At 52.7% G+C, this 20,940-nt stretch carries 20 protein-coding genes and 1 CRISPR repeat array; of the genes, 10 read left to right on the top strand and 10 right to left on the bottom strand.

The genetic code is table 11. The features are described from left to right. Positions 1–2 precede the first annotated feature (2 nt). Genes cas5e through cas2e form a run of 4 tightly spaced genes read left to right on the top strand, consistent with a single transcriptional unit; the run spans position 3 to position 3,195 of the window. Positions 3–710 carry a type I-E CRISPR-associated protein Cas5/CasD gene (gene cas5e, locus QO008_RS04095; RefSeq protein WP_307384632.1) on the top strand — a complete coding sequence of 236 codons (708 nt, stop codon included), beginning with the start codon at positions 3–5 and terminating at the stop codon, positions 708–710. A gap of 1 nt (position 711) precedes the next feature. After that, complete coding sequence (gene cas6e, locus QO008_RS04090) at positions 712–1,356, top strand: type I-E CRISPR-associated protein Cas6/Cse3/CasE (RefSeq protein ID WP_307384631.1); 645 nt, start codon at positions 712–714, stop codon at positions 1,354–1,356. Continuing rightward, the gene (gene cas1e / locus QO008_RS04085) at positions 1,353–2,297 is read left to right on the top strand and encodes a type I-E CRISPR-associated endonuclease Cas1e (protein WP_307384629.1); all 945 of its coding nucleotides are present in this window, start codon (positions 1,353–1,355) and stop codon (positions 2,295–2,297) included. The genes cas6e and cas1e overlap by 4 nt, the downstream gene beginning before the upstream one ends. 1 nt (position 2,298) lies before the next feature. After that, entirely contained in the window at positions 2,299–3,195 is an 897-nt protein-coding gene (gene cas2e, locus QO008_RS04080; protein WP_307384627.1) for a type I-E CRISPR-associated endoribonuclease Cas2e, read from the top strand. A 29-nt stretch (positions 3,196–3,224) separates the two neighbouring features. After that, positions 3,225–6,487: a CRISPR direct-repeat array (repeat unit 29 nt; unit sequence GTTATTCCCGCACACGCGGGGGTGATCCC). Positions 6,488–6,584: 97 nt separating this feature from the next. On the opposite strand, the gene QO008_RS04075 is transcribed toward cas2e, so the two are convergent. Both QO008_RS04075 and QO008_RS04070 read right to left on the bottom strand, forming a co-directional pair. After that, complete coding sequence (locus QO008_RS04075; RefSeq protein ID WP_164715271.1) at positions 6,585–6,737, bottom strand: hypothetical protein; 153 nt, start codon at positions 6,735–6,737, stop codon at positions 6,585–6,587. 33 nt (positions 6,738–6,770) lie between these two features. Then, on the bottom strand, positions 6,771–6,962 hold the full coding sequence (locus QO008_RS04070; protein WP_307384624.1) for a hypothetical protein: 192 nt from the start codon (positions 6,960–6,962) through the stop codon (positions 6,771–6,773). Positions 6,963–7,471: 509 nt separating this feature from the next. On the opposite strand from QO008_RS04070, the gene QO008_RS04065 reads away from it, so the two are divergent. Continuing rightward, positions 7,472–7,723: a hypothetical protein gene (locus QO008_RS04065; protein ID WP_307384622.1), complete on the top strand. Its 252-nt coding sequence runs from the start codon at positions 7,472–7,474 to the stop codon at positions 7,721–7,723. 85 nt (positions 7,724–7,808) lie between these two features. On the opposite strand, the gene QO008_RS04060 is transcribed toward QO008_RS04065, so the two are convergent. Then, entirely contained in the window at positions 7,809–7,958 is a 150-nt protein-coding gene (locus QO008_RS04060) for a hypothetical protein (RefSeq protein ID WP_307384620.1), read from the bottom strand. 404 nt (positions 7,959–8,362) lie between these two features. After that, entirely contained in the window at positions 8,363–9,214 is an 852-nt protein-coding gene (locus QO008_RS04055; protein WP_307384618.1) for a pirin family protein, read from the bottom strand. Positions 9,215–9,364: 150 nt separating this feature from the next. Here QO008_RS04055 and QO008_RS04050 point away from each other — a divergent pair, with 150 nt between their 5' ends. The 5 genes from QO008_RS04050 to QO008_RS04030 all read left to right on the top strand — a co-directional run bounded on the left by QO008_RS04050 (position 9,365) and on the right by QO008_RS04030 (position 14,166). After that, complete coding sequence (locus QO008_RS04050) at positions 9,365–9,805, top strand: universal stress protein (protein ID WP_307384616.1); 441 nt, start codon at positions 9,365–9,367, stop codon at positions 9,803–9,805. A 122-nt stretch (positions 9,806–9,927) separates the two neighbouring features. Beyond that, positions 9,928–10,923 (top strand): ornithine cyclodeaminase family protein, encoded by a 996-nt coding sequence (locus QO008_RS04045; protein WP_307384614.1) that lies wholly within the window; start codon positions 9,928–9,930, stop codon positions 10,921–10,923. A 193-nt stretch (positions 10,924–11,116) separates the two neighbouring features. Continuing rightward, positions 11,117–11,995, top strand: a complete 879-nt coding sequence (gene cysK / locus QO008_RS04040; RefSeq protein WP_307384612.1) for a cysteine synthase A — start codon at positions 11,117–11,119, stop codon at positions 11,993–11,995. Positions 11,996–11,997: 2 nt separating this feature from the next. Then, the gene (epsC, locus tag QO008_RS04035; RefSeq protein ID WP_126466220.1) at positions 11,998–12,516 is read left to right on the top strand and encodes a serine O-acetyltransferase EpsC; all 519 of its coding nucleotides are present in this window, start codon (positions 11,998–12,000) and stop codon (positions 12,514–12,516) included. A gap of 201 nt (positions 12,517–12,717) precedes the next feature. Further along, complete coding sequence (locus tag QO008_RS04030) at positions 12,718–14,166, top strand: carbon starvation CstA family protein (protein ID WP_126466219.1); 1,449 nt, start codon at positions 12,718–12,720, stop codon at positions 14,164–14,166. 64 nt (positions 14,167–14,230) lie between these two features. On the opposite strand, the gene QO008_RS04025 is transcribed toward QO008_RS04030, so the two are convergent. The 6 genes from QO008_RS04025 to QO008_RS04000 form a co-directional block, all read right to left on the bottom strand. Continuing rightward, a complete protein-coding gene (locus QO008_RS04025) occupies positions 14,231–15,355 on the bottom strand; it encodes a stalk domain-containing protein (protein ID WP_307384608.1) in 1,125 nt (374 codons plus the stop codon). 120 nt (positions 15,356–15,475) lie between these two features. Next, the gene (locus tag QO008_RS04020) at positions 15,476–16,549 is read right to left on the bottom strand and encodes an iron-containing alcohol dehydrogenase family protein (protein WP_307384606.1); all 1,074 of its coding nucleotides are present in this window, start codon (positions 16,547–16,549) and stop codon (positions 15,476–15,478) included. Between the two features lie 165 nt (positions 16,550–16,714). Next, entirely contained in the window at positions 16,715–18,409 is a 1,695-nt protein-coding gene (locus QO008_RS04015) for an acyltransferase family protein (protein ID WP_126466216.1), read from the bottom strand. A gap of 166 nt (positions 18,410–18,575) precedes the next feature. Then, a complete protein-coding gene (locus tag QO008_RS04010) occupies positions 18,576–19,757 on the bottom strand; it encodes a YkvI family membrane protein (protein WP_126466215.1) in 1,182 nt (393 codons plus the stop codon). Positions 19,758–19,881: 124 nt separating this feature from the next. Further along, the gene (locus QO008_RS04005) at positions 19,882–20,214 is read right to left on the bottom strand and encodes a CorA family divalent cation transporter (RefSeq protein ID WP_307384689.1); all 333 of its coding nucleotides are present in this window, start codon (positions 20,212–20,214) and stop codon (positions 19,882–19,884) included. 64 nt (positions 20,215–20,278) lie between these two features. After that, positions 20,279–20,818, bottom strand: a complete 540-nt coding sequence (locus QO008_RS04000) for a CorA family divalent cation transporter (RefSeq protein ID WP_307384603.1) — start codon at positions 20,816–20,818, stop codon at positions 20,279–20,281. Between the last annotated feature and the right edge of the window lie 122 nt (positions 20,819–20,940).

Below are 20,940 nucleotides of genomic sequence, written 5' to 3'. Positions count from 1 at the left end.
TAGTGAAGACTATATTGCTGAACTTTACAGGGCCTCTTCAGTCCTACGGGACATCGTCCCATTTTGAGACTCGTCATACCGATTCCCATCCATCGAAGAGCGCAGTGATAGGTTTATTAGCAGCGGCAATGGGATATCGACGAGAGGAAGATGACAAGATACAAGCACTCAATGAACTAGACTTTGCATTGCGCGTCGATCAGCCCGGAAATTTATTGCGAGATTATCATACTGTGATGAAGCATAAACTGATCAGAGAACCGTCCAAGCCTTATGTCACCAATCGGTATTATTTAGAGGATGCGGTGTTTCTTATTGCTTTGAGTCATTCGGATGGCCGTCGTATAGAAGACATACAAAAAGCATTAGAACATCCATATTTTCAGCCCTATATGGGAAGAAGATCTCTACCCTTGCCCTGGAATTTTATCCTAGGCACCGAAGATGACAACCCGATTTCCTGTTTGCGGCGGTATCCATGGAAGGCACAAAAATGGTATCGGAGAAGAGAAAAAGTAGCGCGTCTTCCGATCTATGCAGATGCACATTTGTTGCCAGACGGCATTACAGAAATGAGGAAAGACCGAGTAGTTTCTTTTTCTCAGAAAGATCGTCGCTTCACGTATCGTGGAGAAGCAGTTCTTTTTGTAGAAGTATCAGATGTTCCGGAAGGCACACAACACGACATATTTGGTAGTATAGGGGGTTGATATGTATATCTCTCAAGTGGAAATCGACAGAGAGAATAGAGAGGCCATGCGGCGTTTGAATCATGTAGGTGCCTTCCACCATTGGGTGGAAAGTAGTTTTCCCGTAGAAATGAAAAGTGGACAGAGAAGCAGAAAACTCTGGCGCATAGATCCTTTAAACGGATGTAAATATTTATTGATTGTAAGCCCCGAAAAGCCAGATCTACGTGCTTTAGAGAAATTCGGCGTAGAGAATACGGCACAGACAAAATCATATGATAAATTTTTAAACAGCTTAATGGATGGAATGCAAGCGAGGTTTCGCGTCACCTTGAACCCGGTAATCGCTTCTCGTAAAGATGTCGAAACGGGAGAACGCGGGCGGGTACTACCCCATATCACCGAGGCGGCACAACGACAATTCCTAATGGAGAGGGCAGAGAAAAACGGATTTTCTCTCCATGAAGAGGAATTCTATATCGTCGAGAGAGATTTTGTCTTATACAGAAAATCTGGACAAAGACAAATGCGATTAAACAAAGTAACTTACGAAGGACAGTTGACAATTGTCGATGCGGATCGGCTTCGAAAGACGCTCATCAAGGGATTTGGAAAGAAAAAAGCCTATGGCTTTGGAATGATGACCGTAATTCCGGTGTTGCGATGACGAGGCCCATTGCGGGAGCGGAGAAAACGAAGCTTAGAGAACTGCCGCGAATAAAGGATCGAGTCAGCTTTATTTATGTGGAGCATGCAAAAATCAATCGACACGACAGCGCCGTGACCGTATCGGATCGGCGAGGGATCGTGCGAATTCCCGCTGCTATGATTGGCGTATTGATGCTGGGACCGGGAACGGACATCAGTCACAGAGCCGTTGAATTGATCGGAGAAGCGGGCACTAGCATACTATGGGTGGGAGAGCGTGGCGTGCGCCAGTACGCAAGCGGCCGGGCACTTGCCCATTCCACCAAACTTTTGGAACGACAGGCCAAACTCGTAAGCAATACCCGGAGCCGTTTGGCCGTCGCCAAGAAAATGTATCAAAAGCGATTCCCCGAGGAAGACGTAACCGGCCTAACCATGCAGCAGCTACGAGGAAGGGAAGGAGCGCGGGTGCGTTATGCTTATAGGAGATACGCGAAAGTCTATGGCGTTCAGTGGGAAGGGCGCGACTATAATCCCGAGGATTTTGAAGCATCAAATGCCGTAAACCAGGCACTTTCTGCCGGCCACGTTTGCTTATACGGTTTGGTACACAGCATTGTTACCGCCTTAGGCATGTCTCCCGGCTTGGGATTTGTGCATACGGGGCACGACCTTTCATTCGTTTACGACATTGCCGATCTATATAAAGTGGAGACCACCGTACCCATCGCTTTTGAAATCGCCGCCGAAGCCAAAGAGGATGATGACATTGGTAGCATGGCCCGGCATCGCGTAAGGGATGCTTTTGTCGATGGGAAAATTATGGGGCAAATCGTAGCGGATCTGCAGGATTTGATGGAAGTCGAAGAAGAACAACGCTTAGAGATCGATATTGTTCACTTATGGGATGATAAAGCAAAATTATTGGCGCAGGGAGTAAACTACAGCGAGGACGGATAATATGCCCTTGACCGTAATCACATTGACCAAAGTACCGCCTTCATTGCGCGGCGATCTGACTAAATGGCTACAGGAAATATCTACCGGCGTGTATGTGGGAAATATCAACACCCGAATACGAGAGCAATTGTGGGAGCGCGTAAAGGAAAGTGCAAAGAACGGAGAAGTAACACTAACCTATGCCTGTCGAAATGAACTCGGATACGATTTCGATATGATAAATGGCAATCGAAGTGTAGTCGACAGTGACGGCATCCCTTTAGTTTGCATACCAAATCGAGAAGGGTCACAGAATATAGAACGGGAATCAGGATTTAGTGATGCGGCAAAATTCCGTCGTGCTCAGAAATTCGCTTACCGAAAAAAGGAAGAGAGTACGTCGCCGAAGTCCTATGTAGTATTAGACATTGAGACCGACGGGTTAGACGAAAAGAAAAATAAAATCATCGAAATCGGAATCGTAAAGGTCGACGGAAAAAATATTGAAACCTTTCATTCTCTGGTCGCTTATAAAGGCAATTTGCCGCCAAAGATTACGTCGCTTACGGGCATTCAGACTGAAGATTTGAAAGCGGAGGGACGCGATCTACAGAGGATTTTACAAGAAGTCGTGAATTTTATCGGCAACCATGATATCGTAGGATATAATATCGACTTCGATATTCGATTTATCAATTATAACTTGAAGAAAATAGGACAAGACAAAATCCGGAACAAGACATTCGACCTCAAGGAGTATGTAAAACGGGAAAAAATGTTTTTAAAAAACTATAAATTACAAACTGCCTTAGAGGCCTATGGGATAGAAAAAGAGGTACCGCACAGAGCACTCGAGGATGCAAAACTCACCGGGGCACTGGCGTTGAAAGTAAAGAAATTTACGGAAACGCGAAAATAGAAACGGCTAAATATAGGGGATCCCTTACTGTTATTCCCGCACACGCGGGGGTGATCCCGGCGAGGTCGACCGCGGGGCGCATGCTGACTTGTTATTCCCGCACACGCGGGGGTGATCCCTTCGACACCTCGGAAAAATCTGTATACGGCTCGTTATTCCCGCACACGCGGGGGTGATCCCATATCGCGATGAAGGCATTACAGCCTAATGGCGTTATTCCCGCACACGCGGGGGTGATCCCAGAGACGTGGGATTCCGTTGATTCAGAAATATGTTATTCCCGCACACGCGGGGGTGATCCCGTCACATATCTAAAGCAAGAGCCACAGACACGGTTATTCCCGCACACGCGGGGGTGATCCCATAAAGATGAGATAGACAAAGAGCTATACGTCGTTATTCCCGCACACGCGGGGGTGATCCCATCATAAAATCACCTCCATACGGTCCATATAAGTTATTCCCGCACACGCGGGGGTGATCCCCGGCCAATCCAATCGATGATAGCCATCTCTCAGTTATTCCCGCACACGCGGGGGTGATCCCCAATCGGCGATGGTCTGGGGTCGGATTGTCTCGTTATTCCCGCACACGCGGGGGTGATCCCATCATAGGATCACCTCCATACGGTCCATATAAGTTATTCCCGCACACGCGGGGGTGATCCCCGCGGCGAAATGGTCGATCGGGATTAAGGTGAGTTATTCCCGCACACGCGGGGGTGATCCTTACAGAGCACGGTGTCGATGTTGCATGGACAAGTTATTCCCGCACACGCGGGGGTGATCCCGCTCGCTCCGCCCACTGCCGTAGCGGCCACGGGTTATTCCCGCACACGCGGGGGTGATCCCCGTAGACGGACCCTGCCAAGTTCTAAAGACCTGTTATTCCCGCACACGCGGGGGTGATCCCCACAGGCCCCAGGAATCAAAAAGGAGACTGAAGTTATTCCCGCACACGCGGGGGTGATCCCAGAAGAAGCTAGATATTATGAGCGTTTTATTGGTTATTCCCGCACACGCGGGGGTGATCCCGGGGTAGGGGCCTTTTAATTTTGGCCCTTACTGTTATTCCCGCACACGCGGGGGTGATCCCTATAAACGGCTTTTTTGTGCGTTCATACTCCAGTTATTCCCGCACACGCGGGGGTGATCCCTGTATTCTGCCTATTACATCGCACAGTGGCTCGTTATTCCCGCACACGCGGGGGTGATCCCCTGGGAGGGATCGCCCCCTCCCTTACATATAGGTTATTCCCGCACACGCGGGGGTGATCCCGGGACGCTTCTCGACGAAGAAAAATTGAAGTTGTTATTCCCGCACACGCGGGGGTGATCCCGCGGCCAAGAAAAACAAAACTTTACCAAATCTGTTATTCCCGCACACGCGGGGGTGATCCCGACGCGATCGATCAGTATCGGCTCCTTAAGATGTTATTCCCGCACACGCGGGGGTGATCCCGGGATATGGTGCTGGCCGTTTCGGATGTGGAAGTTATTCCCGCACACGCGGGGGTGATCCCCTCCAGGGCGGCGGCCATCATGTGATCTGGTTGTTATTCCCGCACACGCGGGGGTGATCCCATTGCGATAGGCGTAAAAGGACTTGCCGAGACGTTATTCCCGCACACGCGGGGGTGATCCCTACTGCAACAAGACCCATGGCCGTCATCAGAAGTTATTCCCGCACACGCGGGGGTGATCCCTACCCGAATTAACGCTTGTGGACATCGTGTAAGTTATTCCCGCACACGCGGGGGTGATCCCCGGACACGACATGTCCGGTCTACTTTTTATAGGTTATTCCCGCACACGCGGGGGTGATCCCTGGGATCACCTCGTCGTAGATGGTGCTGACGGGTTATTCCCGCACACGCGGGGGTGATCCCTATAAAGACTGAGTTTTCAACATAAAAGTAGAGTTATTCCCGCACACGCGGGGGTGATCCCAGGCCACCTATTATCTCCGACACGGATAAGGATGTTATTCCCGCACACGCGGGGGTGATCCCCATATACCCGGTGCGGGTGGCAAGGCGCTCTCGTTATTCCCGCACACGCGGGGGTGATCCCGGGAAAGTCCGCGAAACGGTGCTTTATGCAGAGTTATTCCCGCACACGCGGGGGTGATCCCTGGGATCACCTCGTCGTAGATGGTGCTGACGGGTTATTCCCGCACACGCGGGGGTGATCCCTGTGTAGTCGATGGTAAAGTTATCGGTCTTGCGTTATTCCCGCACACGCGGGGGTGATCCCACTATTGGACGTGCCGATGCGATTGTGGCGAGGTTATTCCCGCACACGCGGGGGTGATCCCATACTTGCGCAAGACGCCATCAAAAGTCATCCGTTATTCCCGCACACGCGGGGGTGATCCCCACAGGACCCCAAGGATCAAAAGGAGAATGAAGTTATTCCCGCACACGCGGGGGTGATCCCAACAATCTCGACAGCTTAAAAGGCCTTATGGAGTTATTCCCGCACACGCGGGGGTGATCCCGAGTTGGAAATGCTCTTGTCCGCCAAAATGATGTTATTCCCGCACACGCGGGGGTGATCCCTTCTTTGCGTGGGTGTAGAAATCATTCCAGAGGTTATTCCCGCACACGCGGGGGTGATCCCTGATCGAGATGATGGACAAGCGCTTTTTGCGGGTTATTCCCGCACACGCGGGGGTGATCCCATATGTATTTCCCCGTGAATTGGCGAGACAGAGTTATTCCCGCACACGCGGGGGTGATCCTTATGCACGCCTACACGAAAGCGCATAGAAAGAGTTATTCCCGCACACGCGGGGGTGATCCCTCCATTAAACAACAGAAAAGATAACAGAACCTGTTATTCCCGCACACGCGGGGGTGATCCTTATGCACGCCTACACGAAAGCGCATAGAAAGAGTTATTCCCGCACACGCGGGGGTGATCCCTCCATTAAACAACAGAAAAGATAACAGAACCTGTTATTCCCGCACACGCGGGGGTGATCCCGCCTTGTGCGACCACTTCATTTCGAAGCAATCGTTATTCCCGCACACGCGGGGGTGATCCCGCCTCGTTGATCTCGCGCGAGTTGATCGGCTTGTTATTCCCGCACACGCGGGGGTGATCCCATGGTTAAGAGAAAATGGACAAAGGTCAGAACGTTATTCCCGCACACGCGGGGGTGATCCCGGCACCTGGTCGGCGGAGATTTACTACAACACGTTATTCCCGCACACGCGGGGATGATCCCAACCAATACGACGAACCTAGAAGATTTGAATAGTTATTCCCGCACACGCGGGGGTGATTCTTTCCAATTTCTACTTTTTTAGTGCATGCCTATAAGTTGCAAGTTTTGCTATATTGCATCAAAAAAGCACCCGCAACATTTTTCTGTTACTGGCGCTTTTATTTCTTGTCTTCTGCGAACTCTTTTTCTTCCTGTTTCTTAAGCTCTGCAATATGCGCTTCGAACTCCTCGTCTGACATATTCCGAATCATCCTCAAGGTTTCGAGTTGATCTCTATCATCTGCTAGAAATTCCACATAATCCTTTTTCATAGAATTCCCCCATATATTTTTTCAAATCTACTTTTATAGTCCCATTTCCATTGCCGTCGCCACTGCGTTCACAGGCCAGTCGTCGTTGTAGTAATCCTGAAAGTCTTCCTCGTACCCCAACATAAAGCCCTCTGTCTTTTCCTTCCTGTTGAACTCCAACAACCGCTGTTCGATGGCTTTCTTGTATTCTTCCAGTGTCATTGTGTCTTTGATTTTCTTTTCCATGTCGCCCTCCTCACGGATCATAAATTTTTTATGGAGTTTTCCGGTGTTTGTTCCACGATCTTTGTCTTATGGCCAGTATAGGCGAAAGTAGGGGCGGTATCAACGCCGTTTCTTCGATGTGCTGCTTTCTCGTGGGATTCGAAAATCTCTATCGCCGCAGACGGGGGCAGTCTCGTCACTTGCGGTGGGATATGCGGTATAATGATCATATAGGCTTTGCATAGACAAACGGAGGTGTTCTTTCTTGTACTTGGATCGATTTGTATTCCCGCCTACGCGGGGATGATCCTAGGGTATATTTGAACCGTAGGGAAGAAGCGCCGTTATTCCCGCACACGCGGGGGTGATTCAAGGTAAGGTCGCAGGTTCAAATCCCGTCGTCTGTTATTCCCGCATTTCCGGGTCGGAAGGCCTTAAGTAGAAAAGTTTGTGTCCGTAGAAATGCCACTTCGGACGAAGGGTGCGATTGTGAGAAGAAAAAGGGTAGAAGGATCGTAAGGGGTGATACTGTGAAGAACAAAGATTTTCAACACGAAGCCGATGGATATGCGCCCATTGTGCCGTCCGATGCAAGTCATTTAATTCGACCAGACTATGTACCCTATGATGAGCTTTTAATAAATAAACCAAACCCATTAAACAAAAACGATATAATCACAAAATTTGTAAAAATAAACACACTGACAAAAGAAGAATTTATTGAGTATCAAAAAGAAGGCAGAATTCCTGAAGCGTACCGATTAGAAGACTGGATTCGGTGAAACGACAACCCAATATCTTTTTATCGGCAGTAGGCCAAAAACACAAAAGGACGGGAGATTTTTGCCCGTTCTTTTTGCAGTGGCCTCAATCCGCTTGGAGTGCCGCCATCAATTCTTCTATGGTGTCGTAGGGGCCGAACATATTCTCGTCGTCCTCGGCTTCTCGCAGGGCGGCCATCGTGGTCTCGTTGGGAATTTCTTCGAGACGCGCTCCGTCGTTCTTTTTGTCTGCCATATCATCACCTCTGGCCCCGTTATCGCATGTTTGGGGATAAAAGCAATGGCGCAGATGGAAGATTTGGGAAGAAAAGTGCGCTCCGCTCTGATAAGATGGTGCCGAAGGTGAAGGCGTATGGCAAAACGTACGGTTACGATCGAATTGGACGAAGATCGCATGGAGGCATTCGCAGAAATTTGCGAATCGATGGACATGAGCGAATCTACCGCTTTTCGCATTTTTTGTGCATGCGGTTGTGGCGGAGCGGGGGATTCCGTTTTTGGTCAAGGCGAGCGACGATGTCGTCGCGGTGTGCCATTCTATGGAAGAGTTCAGAGCGTTTGTCGATTCTCTGTAATTGACGGCCACCGGCAGGCATGAGGAAATGTCGCGCACAAGAAAGACGCCCGGAGGCGTCTTTTTTATTTTTCCATATGAATTTTTTCTTTAATAAACCCGCCGTTTCGGACTTCGTCATAGGCGGTATCGAGTTCTTCTTCGGTGTTCATGACGATGGGACCGGGCCGCCAGGCGATGGGTTCTCCGATTTTTTGTGACTGGAAGACGAGTACGGAGATCTCTTCGCCGCCGGGGTTTTCGAGGACGAGTTTGTCGCCTTCGGTGAGGATGGCCGCTTCGAAATGGGGGAGGGTTTCCCCGCCGATTTGTACCGCCCCGCGCAGGGCAAAGACGGTGATGGCGGCGTCGGAATCGACTTTGGTCGTGAATTTGCGGCCCGGCTCGATGTGCACGTCGTAGTAGTTGACGGGCTGATAGGGCGATTGAAAGCCCGTATGTCCGTTGTATTCGCCCGCCAATAGGCGCAGATGGCCGCCGTCGAAGGGAATATCTTCGATTTCTGCAGAATCGATGGCCTTATAGGCGGGGGGCGCAAATTTGTCTTTCTTGGCGAGGTTTAGCCAGAGCTGCACGCCGTAGAGGCGCTTGACGGCGGGCATCATTTCTTCGTGAAAGATGCCGCTGCCGGCGGTCATCCATTGCACGCCGCCGTCGGATACGGCGTCTTCGTTTCCGAGGGAGTCTTTGTGGACCATGGTGCCCTCTACCACATAGGATATGGTTTCGATGCCCCGGTGCGGGTGCATGGGGAATCCCTTTTCGTATTCCGCGGGATCGGAAGAATCGAAGGCGTCTAAGAGCAGTAGCGGGTCGGCGTCGTACATGGTGCTTCTTCCCATGACGTTTTTGAGCGCCACGCCGGCGCCGTCGATGCCGGCTTGGCCGGAAGCGATGCGTAAAATTTTTCGTTTCATGGTTCTCTCCATCCTTTTGTTCGCATAAGATTCTCTCTTTGAGTATACTCTAAAATGTGCACTTCAAACAGAAAGATCGCGGTTTCTGGGGCGTGGAAGGGTTTTCTTTTGGCGCGTGCGGGTATAGGTATAGTACAAGGAGGGATAGCTATGTATGAAAAAATCTTAGTGCCCGTCGACGGTTCTCAGGACTCGTATTGTGCCCTGAAGGAAGCGGAAAAGCTCGCCAAGGCATTTTCCTCGAAGCTGTACATTTTAACCGTGCTCACGGATATCAATGTGATCGAACAGTATCCGGGCAATTTTTTGACGACGGACTTCAAAAAAGCCCAGAGCGTACGCGGCGAACACGTGCTGGACAAAGCCCTCGAATATCTGGAATACGACGGTGAGATCGACACCTGCTATCGCATCGGCAAGGCGGCGGAAGAGATTATCGCCCATGCCGACGAAAACGAGGTAGATCTGATCGTCATCGGAAGCCGGGGACTCGGCGGATTCTCGCGGACCCTCTTGGGTTCGGTTTCCGATCGGGTGCTGAACCTCGCCAAGGTACCGGTTCTGGTGAACAAGCTGCAGTGTACGCTCTAATTTCGTAAAAGCGCCTCGTCTCGGGGCGCTTTTTTCGTGCAAAAATCCGCCGTGAATTTTTTTCTCGGGCGTAGTATGATGAAAGAAGAGTAACGATTGTATGCGGATATTGAGGAGGTCGTATGGAAATTTTGGTATTAAACGGTTCCGAAGTAAGGGGCGCCATGTCGATGCGCGAATGGATCGAGGCGGACAAATCCGCGGCGGCGATGTATTCGAAGAAGCAATGCGATATTCCCTTGCGGACGAATATCGACGTAAAAGATGCCGAAGGGCAGGCGCTTTTTATGCCGGGCGTGGTCGAAGGGGAAAACGCGCTGGGGATTAAGATCGTCTCGGTCTATCCCAACAATGCAGCGCGCAATCTGCCGTCGCTTTCCGCCACGGTGCTGGTGATGGAAAAAGAGACCGGCGCGGTAAAGGGGATTCTCGACGGAACGGAACTCACAAAAATGCGTACCGGCGCCCTCGCCGGGGCGGCGACGGATCTTTTGGCGCGAAAAGACGCTAAGACTTTTCTTCTGATCGGCACCGGCGGTCAGGCCGAAAGCCAGCTCGAGGCGGTGCTCGCCGTGCGCGATATTCAGACGGCCTATGTGTTTAACCGCAAGCAAGAAAAAGCCGAGGCCTTCGTCGAGGGCGTAAAAGAGCATATGGCCCCCTACGGTGCAGAGCTGATCGCCGTGTCGGATCTCGACGGCGTGATCGAGAATGCCGATGTCATCACCGCTGTCACCACCGCAAAAGAGCCGGTATTCGACGGATCGAAGGTAAAGGCGGGCTGCCATATTAACGGCATGGGCGCCTATACGCCCGAGATGATCGAACTGGATCCCGAGATCGTGGTGCGGGCGGACAAGGTATTTTTGGACACCGTCGACGGCGTTATGAACGAGGCGGGGGACATGATGCAACCCGTAAAAGACGGCCGCGTCGGAAAAGAAAAGTTGCAGCACGAACTGGGCGAGCTGGTGCTCGAAGCGGCGACGGGCCGCGAATCCGACGAGGAGATCACCGTATTTAAGAGCACGGGCTCGGCGGTATTCGACATTGTCACCGCCGAAGCGCTGTATCAGACCGCAAAAAGCAAGGGCATCGGCAGTACGATCGCCCTATAAAAGCGTCCGAGGGGGACGCTTTTTCCCGTTTCGGGTGAAAAATTTTTCGGCGGCCGGCGAATACATCGGCGATCTTCGATCTATAACGGGGATCGGTGCAAAGATCTTGGGAATTCTCGTTTTCCGTTTACAAATGATATATTTCGGTATACTATGAGCGTATGTAATTCGAAGCGGAAAGGTAGGATTTGAAATGAAAATTATCGAAACCGTAGGGAACACCCCTCTGGTCCAACTCTCAATGGGCGGCGGCAGAATTTATGCCAAGCTCGAGAAAAATAACCCCGCCATGAGCATAAAAGACCGTGTCGCCCGCGCCATGATCGAAGACGCCATAGAACGCGGCGCCCTGAAGCCCGGCATGAAGATCGTCGAGCCCACATCGGGCAACACCGGTATCGCTTTGGCGATGATCGGCAAGCAACTGGGCTATCCGGCGACCATCGTCATGCCCGCTTCGATGAGCGAAGAGCGCAAGAAGCTGATCCGCTCCTTCGGCGCCGAACTCCTCTTGGTCAAAGAGGGTGGCATGCAGGCGGCGGTCGATAAAGCGAAGGAACTCGCAGAGAGCGGCGCGTACTTTATGGCCGATCAATTCAACAATCCCGCCAACCCCCGCACCCACGAGGAGATCACGGGTCCCGAAATCCTCAAAGCACTCGATGCGATCGACGCCTTTGTCGCAGGCATCGGAACCGGCGGCACGGTCACGGGCGTCGGCCGCGCGCTGAAGGCGCACAAAAAAAACACGCTGATCGTGGGGCTCGAGCCCGCGGAAAGTCCCTTGCTCTCTGCCGGAAAGGCGGGCGGACACAAGATTCAGGGCATCGGCGCAAACTTCGTACCGGGCAACTACGACCCCGAGGTGGTGGATCGCATCCTCACTGTCGAAGGCGATGCGGCCATCGCCATGGCGAAGAAACTCGCGGCGGAAGAAGGCCTGAGCGTGGGGATCTCCGCCGGCGCCAATGTCGTGGGCGCGCTACGCCTCGCCGAAGAAGTGAAGGGCAATGTGGTCACCGTCCTTCCCGATGCGGCGGAGCGCTATATGTCCACGGAGCTCTTCGGGTAGCTATGTTTTTTAAGGAACGCAGAGAAATCGCCCGTGTCATCCTCGAGAAGGACCCGGCGTGCAAGAATATGTTCGAAGCCATGTTTCTCTATCCGGTGGTGGAGGCGCTCTTGAGCCATAGGCGCGCCCACCGCCTCTACATACGGGGCCACTTTACCCTGGCGCGGTTCTTATCCCACCGCGCTCGCAGAAAGACGGGCATCGAAATCCATCCCGGCGCAAAGATCGGCAAGCGCCTGTTTATCGACCACGGCATGGGCGTGGTGATCGGCGAGACCGCAGAAATCGGCGACGACGTGACCATCTACCACGGCGTCACCTTGGGCGGGCGGGGGCTAAGCAAGACCAAGCGCCACCCCACCATCGGCGATCGGGTGATGCTCGGGGCGCGCAGCACCATCTTGGGACCGGTTGAAATCGGCGACGATGTAAAGGTCGGCGCCGGCGCCGTCGTCTTAGACAATGTAGAGGAAAATGTAACCGTCGTCGGCGTTCCCGCCGAAGTCGTACGCAGGCGATGACATCCGCTTTGAGCGGATGTTTTTCGTTTTGCGAAAATTTTGATATCGACGTGCAAACGAGAACAATCCCTAAATTCGAACCCATTTCACAGAAAAAGCAAAAACTTTGCAACAATTTGGTGAAAGATCGGTGTTGAAGGGTAAGTGTAAAAACAGTAGAATAGATATGAAAGCAATATTTTACAGTATTTAGGAGGAACTATGGCTTTATTTATCTTGGGTTTGGTCATCCTCATCGTCGGCGGCTTCTTCTACGGCAAATTCGTAGAAAAGATCTTCGGTCCGGACGACCGAGACACCCCCGCCGTTCGCCTGGCAGACGGCGTCGACTATGTAGAGATGAGCAAAGGCAGAAACGCGCTTATCGAATTGTTAAATATCGCGGGCACCGGCCCCATTTTGGGACCCATTCAAGGGATTTTGTTCGGGCCCATCGCATTTTTGACGATTCCCATCGGCTGTGTACTGGCCGGCGCGGTACACGACTATTTCGTCGGCATGATCTCCATGCGCAACAACGGCTGGCAAGTGCCCCGTCTGATCACCAAATACATGGGGTCTAAGGCCAACAAAATCTACATCGTCATCATCTGTATTCTGATGCTCCTCACCGGCGTCGTATTTATCTACACCCCCGGGGACTTGATCGTAAACGACCTCTTGGGCATGGACGTAAACGGCACCGCGATTTGGATCGCCTATGCGGGCATTCTCTTGTACTACATCGTGGCGACCCTTTTCCCCATCGATAAGATTATCGGAAGAATCTACCCGATTTTCGGCGCCGTATTGGTGCTGTCGGCGGTATTTATCTTTATCGGCATCCTGCTAAACGGCGCGCCCGATATGCACAATATCACCGAAGGGGCATTGCTCTCCAAGCACCCCACGGGTCAAATGTTTATCCCCGTGTTCTTTATCACCGTCGCCTGCGGTATTATGTCCGGTTTCCACGGATCCCAGGCAACCCTGATTTCCCGTACGGTTAAATCCGAACACGAAGGTCGCGGCATCTTCTACAACTCCATGATCATCGAAGGCTTTATCGCCATGGTCTGGGCGGCCGGTGCCATGATCGTATTTAACCGCGGTGCCGCCATTGACACCAACGCGACCCTGATGGTCGGGAACATTTCCCGCGAATTTATGGGTACCGTCGGCGGTCTCTTTGCTATTGCGGGCGTCATCGTGCTTCCCATCACCTCGGGCGATACGGCATTCCGTTCCCTGCGACTGATGGTGGCAGAGCAAATCAATATGGACCAATCCACGCCGAAAAACCGCGTGCTCCTTTCCTTGGTGCTCTTTATTCCCGCGGTGCTGATTCTGTTCTTTGCAAAATCCAACGGCGAAGGATTCCAAATCCTCTGGAGATACTTCGGCTTTACCAACCAACTGGTGGCCGTATTCGCCTTGGCGCTGATCTCCATCTACCTGAAGATGCACAACAAGCCCTACTGGCTCACCTTGATCCCCGGGCTGTTCTACGCTTTCGTCGTCGTAAGCTATATCGCCAGTGCCGATATCGGCCTGCGCTTGCCGATGACCGTCGCCTATATCATCGGCGCCGTAGGAGCTGTGCTCTACTTCTTCATCGTCAACAAAATTGCCGGCGGTCGCAAAGAAGAAGTAATGAAACACGAACAATAAACGCGATCCCTATAAGAAAAACGGACTACAGCAAATCATGTAGTCCGTTTTTCTTTTGCATAAATCAACCGGAAGCATTAGAGAAGACGTACCCCTCGTTCCGAGATAAAAGATAGTAGTTGTGATCAAATAAGAGCCTCGCTTCTCCCTTGAATTTGTTCATTTTATCGAGTGTGAAATTCCCAGATTCATCAAAATAAAAAGAATTTTGAAACTCTTTTATTGTATGAACCCCATATTCTTCCATCCCGATGAGTTCATAACGACCATTTTGATAACGGATTTTGATAGAAGAAGCGGGTGTTTTTACGTAATCGGAGGATGTGTCAGCTGGATCGTGGAAAATAATGGGGTATTCTTCATTTCGTGTATCCGGCGTTAATGTGATAATTCCGGCTTCTGAATCTTCTGCATAGTACATGTGTAGTGCATCAGCCAGTATAGACATGGATATAAAGTCGCGGCCATGGAGTTTAATGAGCGATCTAGTTTCAGGATTATTTGAGAAGTCAATTCCATCTACCCTAACTGAATACCAGGCAAGAATCTTCCTACCGTTTGGCTGTGTCAAATAGCCGGCCGTGCCTTCCCCGCCATAGGGTGCCGTTTCATAAGTAAGTCGGTACCCAAATGCGTCGGCGACCGCAGTGAGCTCCCCATAGAGTTCCTCTCCCTGATACTGCACGGGAATGGGGTAGTCCTTGCCCTCTATCCGCAGATGCATCTGCCGGCGGTCGTATTTCGGCGGCCGATAGTCGGAACCGATATACACCGTGCGGTGGGCGCCGTCCCAACCGATCTCCATCTGCAAAGCTTCCGCCACGGCGCGCAGGGGCACGAAGGTGCGGTCGCCGCGAATTTCGGGCGGGGCGTCGAGTTTGGCCATGATATAGCCGTCGGCATGGTACAAATTTCGGTCGCCGATCCGAAAGATGACGGCGTCTTCGAAGTCGTTATAGGTATTTCCGATCACGACCGACAGGTACTCGGGCACCCATATCACATCTTTGTCCAGCTCCTCCGAGATGACTCGAAGGGGGACCATGGTGCGGTCGTTTTTGATATAGGGCGCCACATCACTTTCGATGTAGTCGCCGTAAATCCACAGGCGAATGTCGCCTTGTGCAAGGCTCGTGCCCGAAAAGAGCAGCAGGAGCAGCAGTGCGGCGGCCAAAATTTTTCGTTTCATCCTCATCTCCTATCGAATTCTCGGCGAAGTTGGTATATATGTAAGACTTCGCTATAAAGGGATAAAGCGTGCGGCGAAAGAAAGAGGGCCCCGAAGGACCCTCGATCGATCGTGATTCTATTATAACAAAGTCCGTCCGAAGGCGTCTGCCCGAATGGCGGCTTCTTTGAGCCGATCCGCCGATAAGGGCGTGCGGGCGCGCTGAAACTCGATGGTTTCGGGCGCGAGTGCCATCATGCCGTCGAGATCGGATTCGGAAAGGCCGATTTCCGCCAGGGTGACGGGAAGGCCCAGGGAGCGGTTAAAGCGGGCGATTTTTTCGAGTTCCGTCGCGTTGTCGTCGTAGGCGTGAAGCACCATGACGCCAAAGGCGACCACTTCGCCGTGTAGGTAGCTGCCTTCGCGGACGACCGAGCAGGAGGTATCGAAGAAGACGTGTGCCAAAGACGAGTTGTAGTAGTATGCGTCCTGATTGGTGAGATTGGATACATAGCCGGTAGAGACCAAAATATCGAGTGCGACTTCTTCGACCGCGCGGCTTACGCGATGCGCCTTTACGTCTTGGAGTCCCGCCTCTGCGTATTCGATCAGCGGCGCTTCGCAGGTCTGTGCGATGCCGAGGCCCAGCCGGGCGGTGTGGTCGAGAGCTTCGCCGCGAGCGGCAAAGGTGACCTCCGCCTGTTTGCTGATGCCGTCGCCGATTCCCGCCCAAAAGTAGATGTCGGGGGCATTGGCGATGGTCTCGAGGTCGATAAAGACGTGGCGGGGCGCATGCGGAAAGGCGTAGTGCGACAGGCTGCCGTCGGGATGGTAGACTACGGCGATGGCGGTCATGGCCGCGCAGTTGGAGCAGATGGTGGGAAAGGCGAATACGGGCAGATCGAGCGCGAGGGACAGCACCTTTACGGTGTCGATGGCCTTGCCGCCGCCCACCGCAAAGAGGACATCGGCCGCGCGCACGGCGTCGTCGTTCGCCAGGCGGTCTATATTTTCTTGGCTACATTCGGTGCCGTAGACGACCTCGGCCACCACATCGGCACCGGAGGCACGGACGGCTTCTCGAATCTTCGGGGCGGCCGCGGCCAAGGCGCGCTCTCCGCCGATGAGGGCGACGCGCGTATAGTGTGCGCGATCTATAACCGCGGCAAGGTCGTCATAGCCTCCGCGGGATACGCTGTATGCGGGCAAAAACATATACGAATCAACCTCCCTGCCCGGGGCGCCTTCGCGTCTTCCGGGCACTGTATTTGTTGGTACTATACTATGAAAGCCTTTGGCGGACAAGGGTGTAAAAAGAAGAATATTGCGTACGAAAAAAGATACAAAAACAACCGGAGATCTCTCCGGTTGTGCGTGCGGCTATTCTGCGTCGGTTTCGCCGGCGAGGAGTGCCTTGGCGACCATTTGGGCGAACAGATTGCGTCCGATTCCCTTGGGGTGGGTGTGGTCCTCGATAAAGATGTCTTCCCGTTCTTTGGCGATGGAATACCAGTCGATCAGGTGCACATTCGGCCGCTTTGCAGCTTCGGCAAATTTTTCGTTGACGCTCGCCTCCCAGGGGTCGGGCATGGCGGTGTTGATCAGATAAATAGGCCGATCCCCCGTGCGGTCGAGGAGGTCCTTTAAGGTGTCGGAATGAAAGTCGGAATTGGTGCCCAGCTGGTATACCACGGGGACGTCCGTGTCCAGGTTTTCCAAATCGTACTCGGAGAGGACGTCTTTGGCGTGGACGAGTTGGCGGTTGACTTTGCCGTTTACGGTCATACGGGGCATAAGGTCTTCCACATAGGGAGCGACCATCTCGGTAATGCTGTCGCCGATCATCAACCCCCGCATTTCCGAAAGCGTCTCGAGATCGGCTTCGGTGAGGGCGAGGGCGGGCCACTCTGCATTGACGGCGCTCACCCCTTGGGGCACATCGCCTTCGGCATGCGCTTCTTCGGTTTGGACGGGGTCGGCCTCGGCCGCCGGGGACTCGGGCAAGAGGAATCCCGCCCCCGAAGAGAGGAGGAAGACGAGGAGCAGGGCGGGTACGAGTTTTTTGCGCTTAGGGGCGCGGAATAGGCGATAGGTGCCTTCTGCCGCGAGGAGTAGCACCGGCAGCTGCAAGAGCACCACCATCGTATACGAGATGGCGTGGTGGGCAAAAAACTGTTGAAAGAGCAGCATCAAGGGGTATTGCCACAGGTAGAGCTCATAGCTGCGGCTGCCGAAATAGCGCAGTAGGGGCGTATCGAAGGCGCGCGCCGCGGCGTTGTCGTCTTTGGCGACAAATACCAAGAGAAAGCAGATCAGCAGGGTAAAGAGAAACATGCCCCCGTAATAGAGAAATTTCCCTTCGACAAAGAAGAAGAATAAGAGCAGCGTGACGGCCGTAAGGGCGAGCACGTGGAGGCTCTTGTCGCGCTGGGGTTTTCGGAAGATCCCCTGCTTGCCCAGTACGGCGAAGAGCGCGCCCATGGCAAAGGAGAAAAAGCGCGTATCGGTGCCGTAATAGATGCGGGTATGGTCCTCGTGAAAGGGCGTCATGCCCATCATCAGAAGAAACGAGACGATGAGCATCACGGCGAGGGAGAGGACAAAGGCGGGCTTTTTCTTGCCGAATCGCTTTTGAAGAATCGCCCAGACCAGATAAAACTGCATCTGTGCGGAGAGCGCCCACATATGGGTAAAGGGCAAGAAGCGCCCGTGCAGATCGAAGTACGAAAAGCCGTGGAGGATCTGCTGCCAGTTGTTTACGCCAAAGAGCGCGGCGAGGCCGGAGGCGAATACCGCCGAAAAATCGTCGCGGAAAAATACCGCGGCAAAAAACGTCGTCACCGCGACGACAAACAACAGGGGCGGGGTGAGCCGCTTGTAGCGGTCGATGAATTTGTGTATGGGCTCGGTCGGCTTGTCGAGAAATTGGCGCATGAGCAAATAGCCGGACAAGACGAAGAAAACCACCACGCCCAAATAGCCCCCGCGTACGACGTGGGGGTATAGGTGATACAGGATCACGCCCCACAGGGCGACGGCGCGTATCCCCGTAAAGGCGCGTATATGCTTGTGCACGTAAACATCTCCTTATGTAAAAAACGGTCGTAAAAACGACTCTTTTTCAGTATAGCACAAATGAGAATAAATGCACTTCCTGTGCCAAAAAAAGGGCGGATTTTCGCATTTCTTTCGGGAAAATAAAAAACGCCGCCGAATGCGGCGACGTTTTGCGATCGATGGTTTATTTTTCTTTCAGAAAGCGATCCCTGCGGGCGATCGCCTTATAGCCCAAGAACCACAGGGGCAGGATGATAAAGATCCAGTTGAAGATTCCCAGGTACTTGTAGGCGTTTTGTACGATCCACATCAGGCCCAAGCGGGACACCAGATAGCAGACCACCAGCGATGCCACGGCGATGATCGCCTTTTTCTTGACGATATTCGTCTCTTGCTTCATGATATGGGGCTCGATCCGTTGTACCATGCCGAAGATAAAGCCGACGGCGGTGGTGATCAGCGCCAAAAATAGGAGAATTGGGTAGAGCACCTCCAGGATCGGGATGTGAAGCTGGTTGACCACGGCGATGGTGGGAAGCGCCCGGGTGGTTTCGTTCAGGTAGATGTCGGGCATTTGCGAGAAGATCAACAGGCAGATGCCGACGAGCATCAGGATGTTCATCACCGCGCCGGCGATCATCGCGCCCTTGGATTCTTCTTTGGTTTCACCGCCCTTAAAAGAGGAGGTGATGCCGCCGATGGCGCTAATTTGGAATCCCGCATAGGTAAGCGCCCACAACAGCGAGTTCAAGAGATTGCCCGGCACGGTCTCATCGGATGCGCTAATGCCCCATTTGGTGGCTTGGGGATTCACATAGCCTTCGGAGAACAAGCGCGCGATATCCGGCCCGAATTTGATCAGGCCCGCCACGATAACGATAGAGATAATGGCCAAAATTGCGATAGTCATAATGGTGGCGTTTTTGCGGACGACTTCTTCTCCGAAGATGACGAGCAGGGTGACGATGACGACCATCAAAAGGGAGCCGACGATCACCGGCAGACCCAGATATTCGTTCACCAACAGCCCGCCGGTGGCGATGGTGGCGGCTGATGCGGCCACGGTGGTAATGACAATGCTCACGTCCATGGCGGGGGTGAGGACCTTGCTGTACTTGCCGTAGGCCTCTTTGGACCAGGCGTCATAGCTCCAACGATCGGTTTGGCGTGCGGTCTCCAGGCCCACATAGTAGGTCAGGGCGATCAGGACAAAGGTCAGAATGGGCATGAGTACGCCGAACCAGCCGTGGTTGGCGAAAAACTGCAGTTCCTGTGTACCCGAGGCGAAGCCCGCCCCGCAGTGGGTGGAAAACCACACCGTCGCAACGCCAAAACTGATCGGCGTTATGTAATTGTTCTTTTTCATCATTTCCTCCAGTCAATAGAGAGATACGTTTGCATGTGAAAAGTGTATCACAAAAGGAAAATACTGAAAAGAGCCCATACAAAAAAATAGCACGCTTTCCGAGCCGCCCTCGAAAAGCGAGATCTTACAGATAGTCCTTCTTCTTCAGATACCAGGTCAAAAGCAGAATCACTACGACGCTCAAGAGGATCAGCCACCAAAAGGCGAAGGGCGCCTTTTGTATGGGCAGCTCCGTGTTCATGCCCCAGTAGCCGCCGACGATGGTGGGTACGGTCATAAGAATGGTGATGGAGGTGAGGGTTTTCATGACCTCGTTTAGATTGTTGTTGATGACATTGGAATACAGATCGCCCAGTTTTTCCATCACCTGGGAGGCGTCTTCTGCCTTAGGCGCGCCTGCTTGCTTTCTACTTGCACGTCGTGAAGGAGTTCGTCGTGGTCGGGGTCTTCGTCCAATCGACGCAGGCGAAAGATCGCCTCGAGAACCGGCTCGTTTTCTCTTGTGGCGCTCTTAAACTGGATCAGACTGCGGGAAAGAATGATGTTTTTTCGATATAGCCGCTCTTGGTAGAGCGCTTGATGTCCTGCTCCAAGCCCATAATCTCTTCGTTGATCTCCCGAATGGCGGCGACATAGCTCTTCGAAATATAGTAGGCGAAGTTGATAATCATATCCTCCACCGGCGAGGTGTTTTCCTTGGAGAGCTTGGGGCCCTTGCCTTCTTTGAAGGCGCGAAAAAAATCACTGCCGTCGTAGTGGACGGTAATTACCGCCTTTTTTGTAAGGATCAGCGCCACAGGGCGGGTATCGTAAGAGCCGTCGGTGTTTTTGATGGGATAGCGTAGGATAAACAGATCCGGCTTGGGATCGTCCTCGCCTTCGTTGCGGGGGACTTCGTAGGGATCGGCCACCCCAGTCAGATAGTCTCTAGGGAGTTCGTAGGCCCGCGTGATTTCTTTGATCTCGCGTTCGTCGGGACTTCTGAGTTCGATCCAAAAGGCCTCTTGGCCCCCCTGGGCTTCGCGGTAGCCGCGGTCTTTGCATGTGTATAATCGCTTCATCGTTTCCTCCTATTTCCTATATACCCGTATACCCGATAAAGCGTCGTCGGCCTCGGATTCCTTTATCAAAGGACTTTGATAAATGATTGTATACTTTTAGAGTATTTTTAGAAATCGGATGC

The sequence above is a fragment of the Aedoeadaptatus ivorii genome (genome assembly GCF_030815095.1).
GTDB classification, from domain to species: Bacteria; Bacillota; Clostridia; order Tissierellales; family Peptoniphilaceae; genus Aedoeadaptatus; species Aedoeadaptatus ivorii.
Note: the sequence above shows the minus strand (reverse complement) of the source record. Positions and strands in the feature narration are given on the sequence as shown.

What these genes read in the sequence shown, in the direction of transcription:
- cysK (WP_307384612.1), top strand. Translation starts at nt 11,117, where the DNA reads ATGAAAATTATCGAAACCGTAGGGAACACCCCTCTGGTCCAACTCTCA.
- QO008_RS04070 (WP_307384624.1), bottom strand. Translation starts at nt 6,962, where the DNA reads ATGGAAAAGAAAATCAAAGACACAATGACACTGGAAGAATACAAGAAA.
- cas2e (WP_307384627.1), top strand. Translation starts at nt 2,299, where the DNA reads ATGCCCTTGACCGTAATCACATTGACCAAAGTACCGCCTTCATTGCGC.
- QO008_RS04075 (WP_164715271.1), bottom strand. Translation starts at nt 6,737, where the DNA reads ATGAAAAAGGATTATGTGGAATTTCTAGCAGATGATAGAGATCAACTC.
- QO008_RS04055 (WP_307384618.1), bottom strand. Translation starts at nt 9,214, where the DNA reads ATGAAACGAAAAATTTTACGCATCGCTTCCGGCCAAGCCGGCATCGAC.
- QO008_RS04010 (WP_126466215.1), bottom strand. Translation starts at nt 19,757, where the DNA reads ATGAAAAAGAACAATTACATAACGCCGATCAGTTTTGGCGTTGCGACG.
- QO008_RS04020 (WP_307384606.1), bottom strand. Translation starts at nt 16,549, where the DNA reads ATGTTTTTGCCCGCATACAGCGTATCCCGCGGAGGCTATGACGACCTT.
- cas6e (WP_307384631.1), top strand. Translation starts at nt 712, where the DNA reads ATGTATATCTCTCAAGTGGAAATCGACAGAGAGAATAGAGAGGCCATG.
- QO008_RS04060 (WP_307384620.1), bottom strand. Translation starts at nt 7,958, where the DNA reads ATGGCAGACAAAAAGAACGACGGAGCGCGTCTCGAAGAAATTCCCAAC.
- QO008_RS04025 (WP_307384608.1), bottom strand. Translation starts at nt 15,355, where the DNA reads ATGAAACGAAAAATTTTGGCCGCCGCACTGCTGCTCCTGCTGCTCTTT.
- cas1e (WP_307384629.1), top strand. Translation starts at nt 1,353, where the DNA reads ATGACGAGGCCCATTGCGGGAGCGGAGAAAACGAAGCTTAGAGAACTG.
- QO008_RS04045 (WP_307384614.1), top strand. Translation starts at nt 9,928, where the DNA reads ATGGAAATTTTGGTATTAAACGGTTCCGAAGTAAGGGGCGCCATGTCG.
- QO008_RS04000 (WP_307384603.1), bottom strand. Translation starts at nt 20,818, where the DNA reads ATGAAGCGATTATACACATGCAAAGACCGCGGCTACCGCGAAGCCCAG.
- QO008_RS04030 (WP_126466219.1), top strand. Translation starts at nt 12,718, where the DNA reads ATGGCTTTATTTATCTTGGGTTTGGTCATCCTCATCGTCGGCGGCTTC.
- epsC (WP_126466220.1), top strand. Translation starts at nt 11,998, where the DNA reads ATGTTTTTTAAGGAACGCAGAGAAATCGCCCGTGTCATCCTCGAGAAG.
- QO008_RS04050 (WP_307384616.1), top strand. Translation starts at nt 9,365, where the DNA reads ATGTATGAAAAAATCTTAGTGCCCGTCGACGGTTCTCAGGACTCGTAT.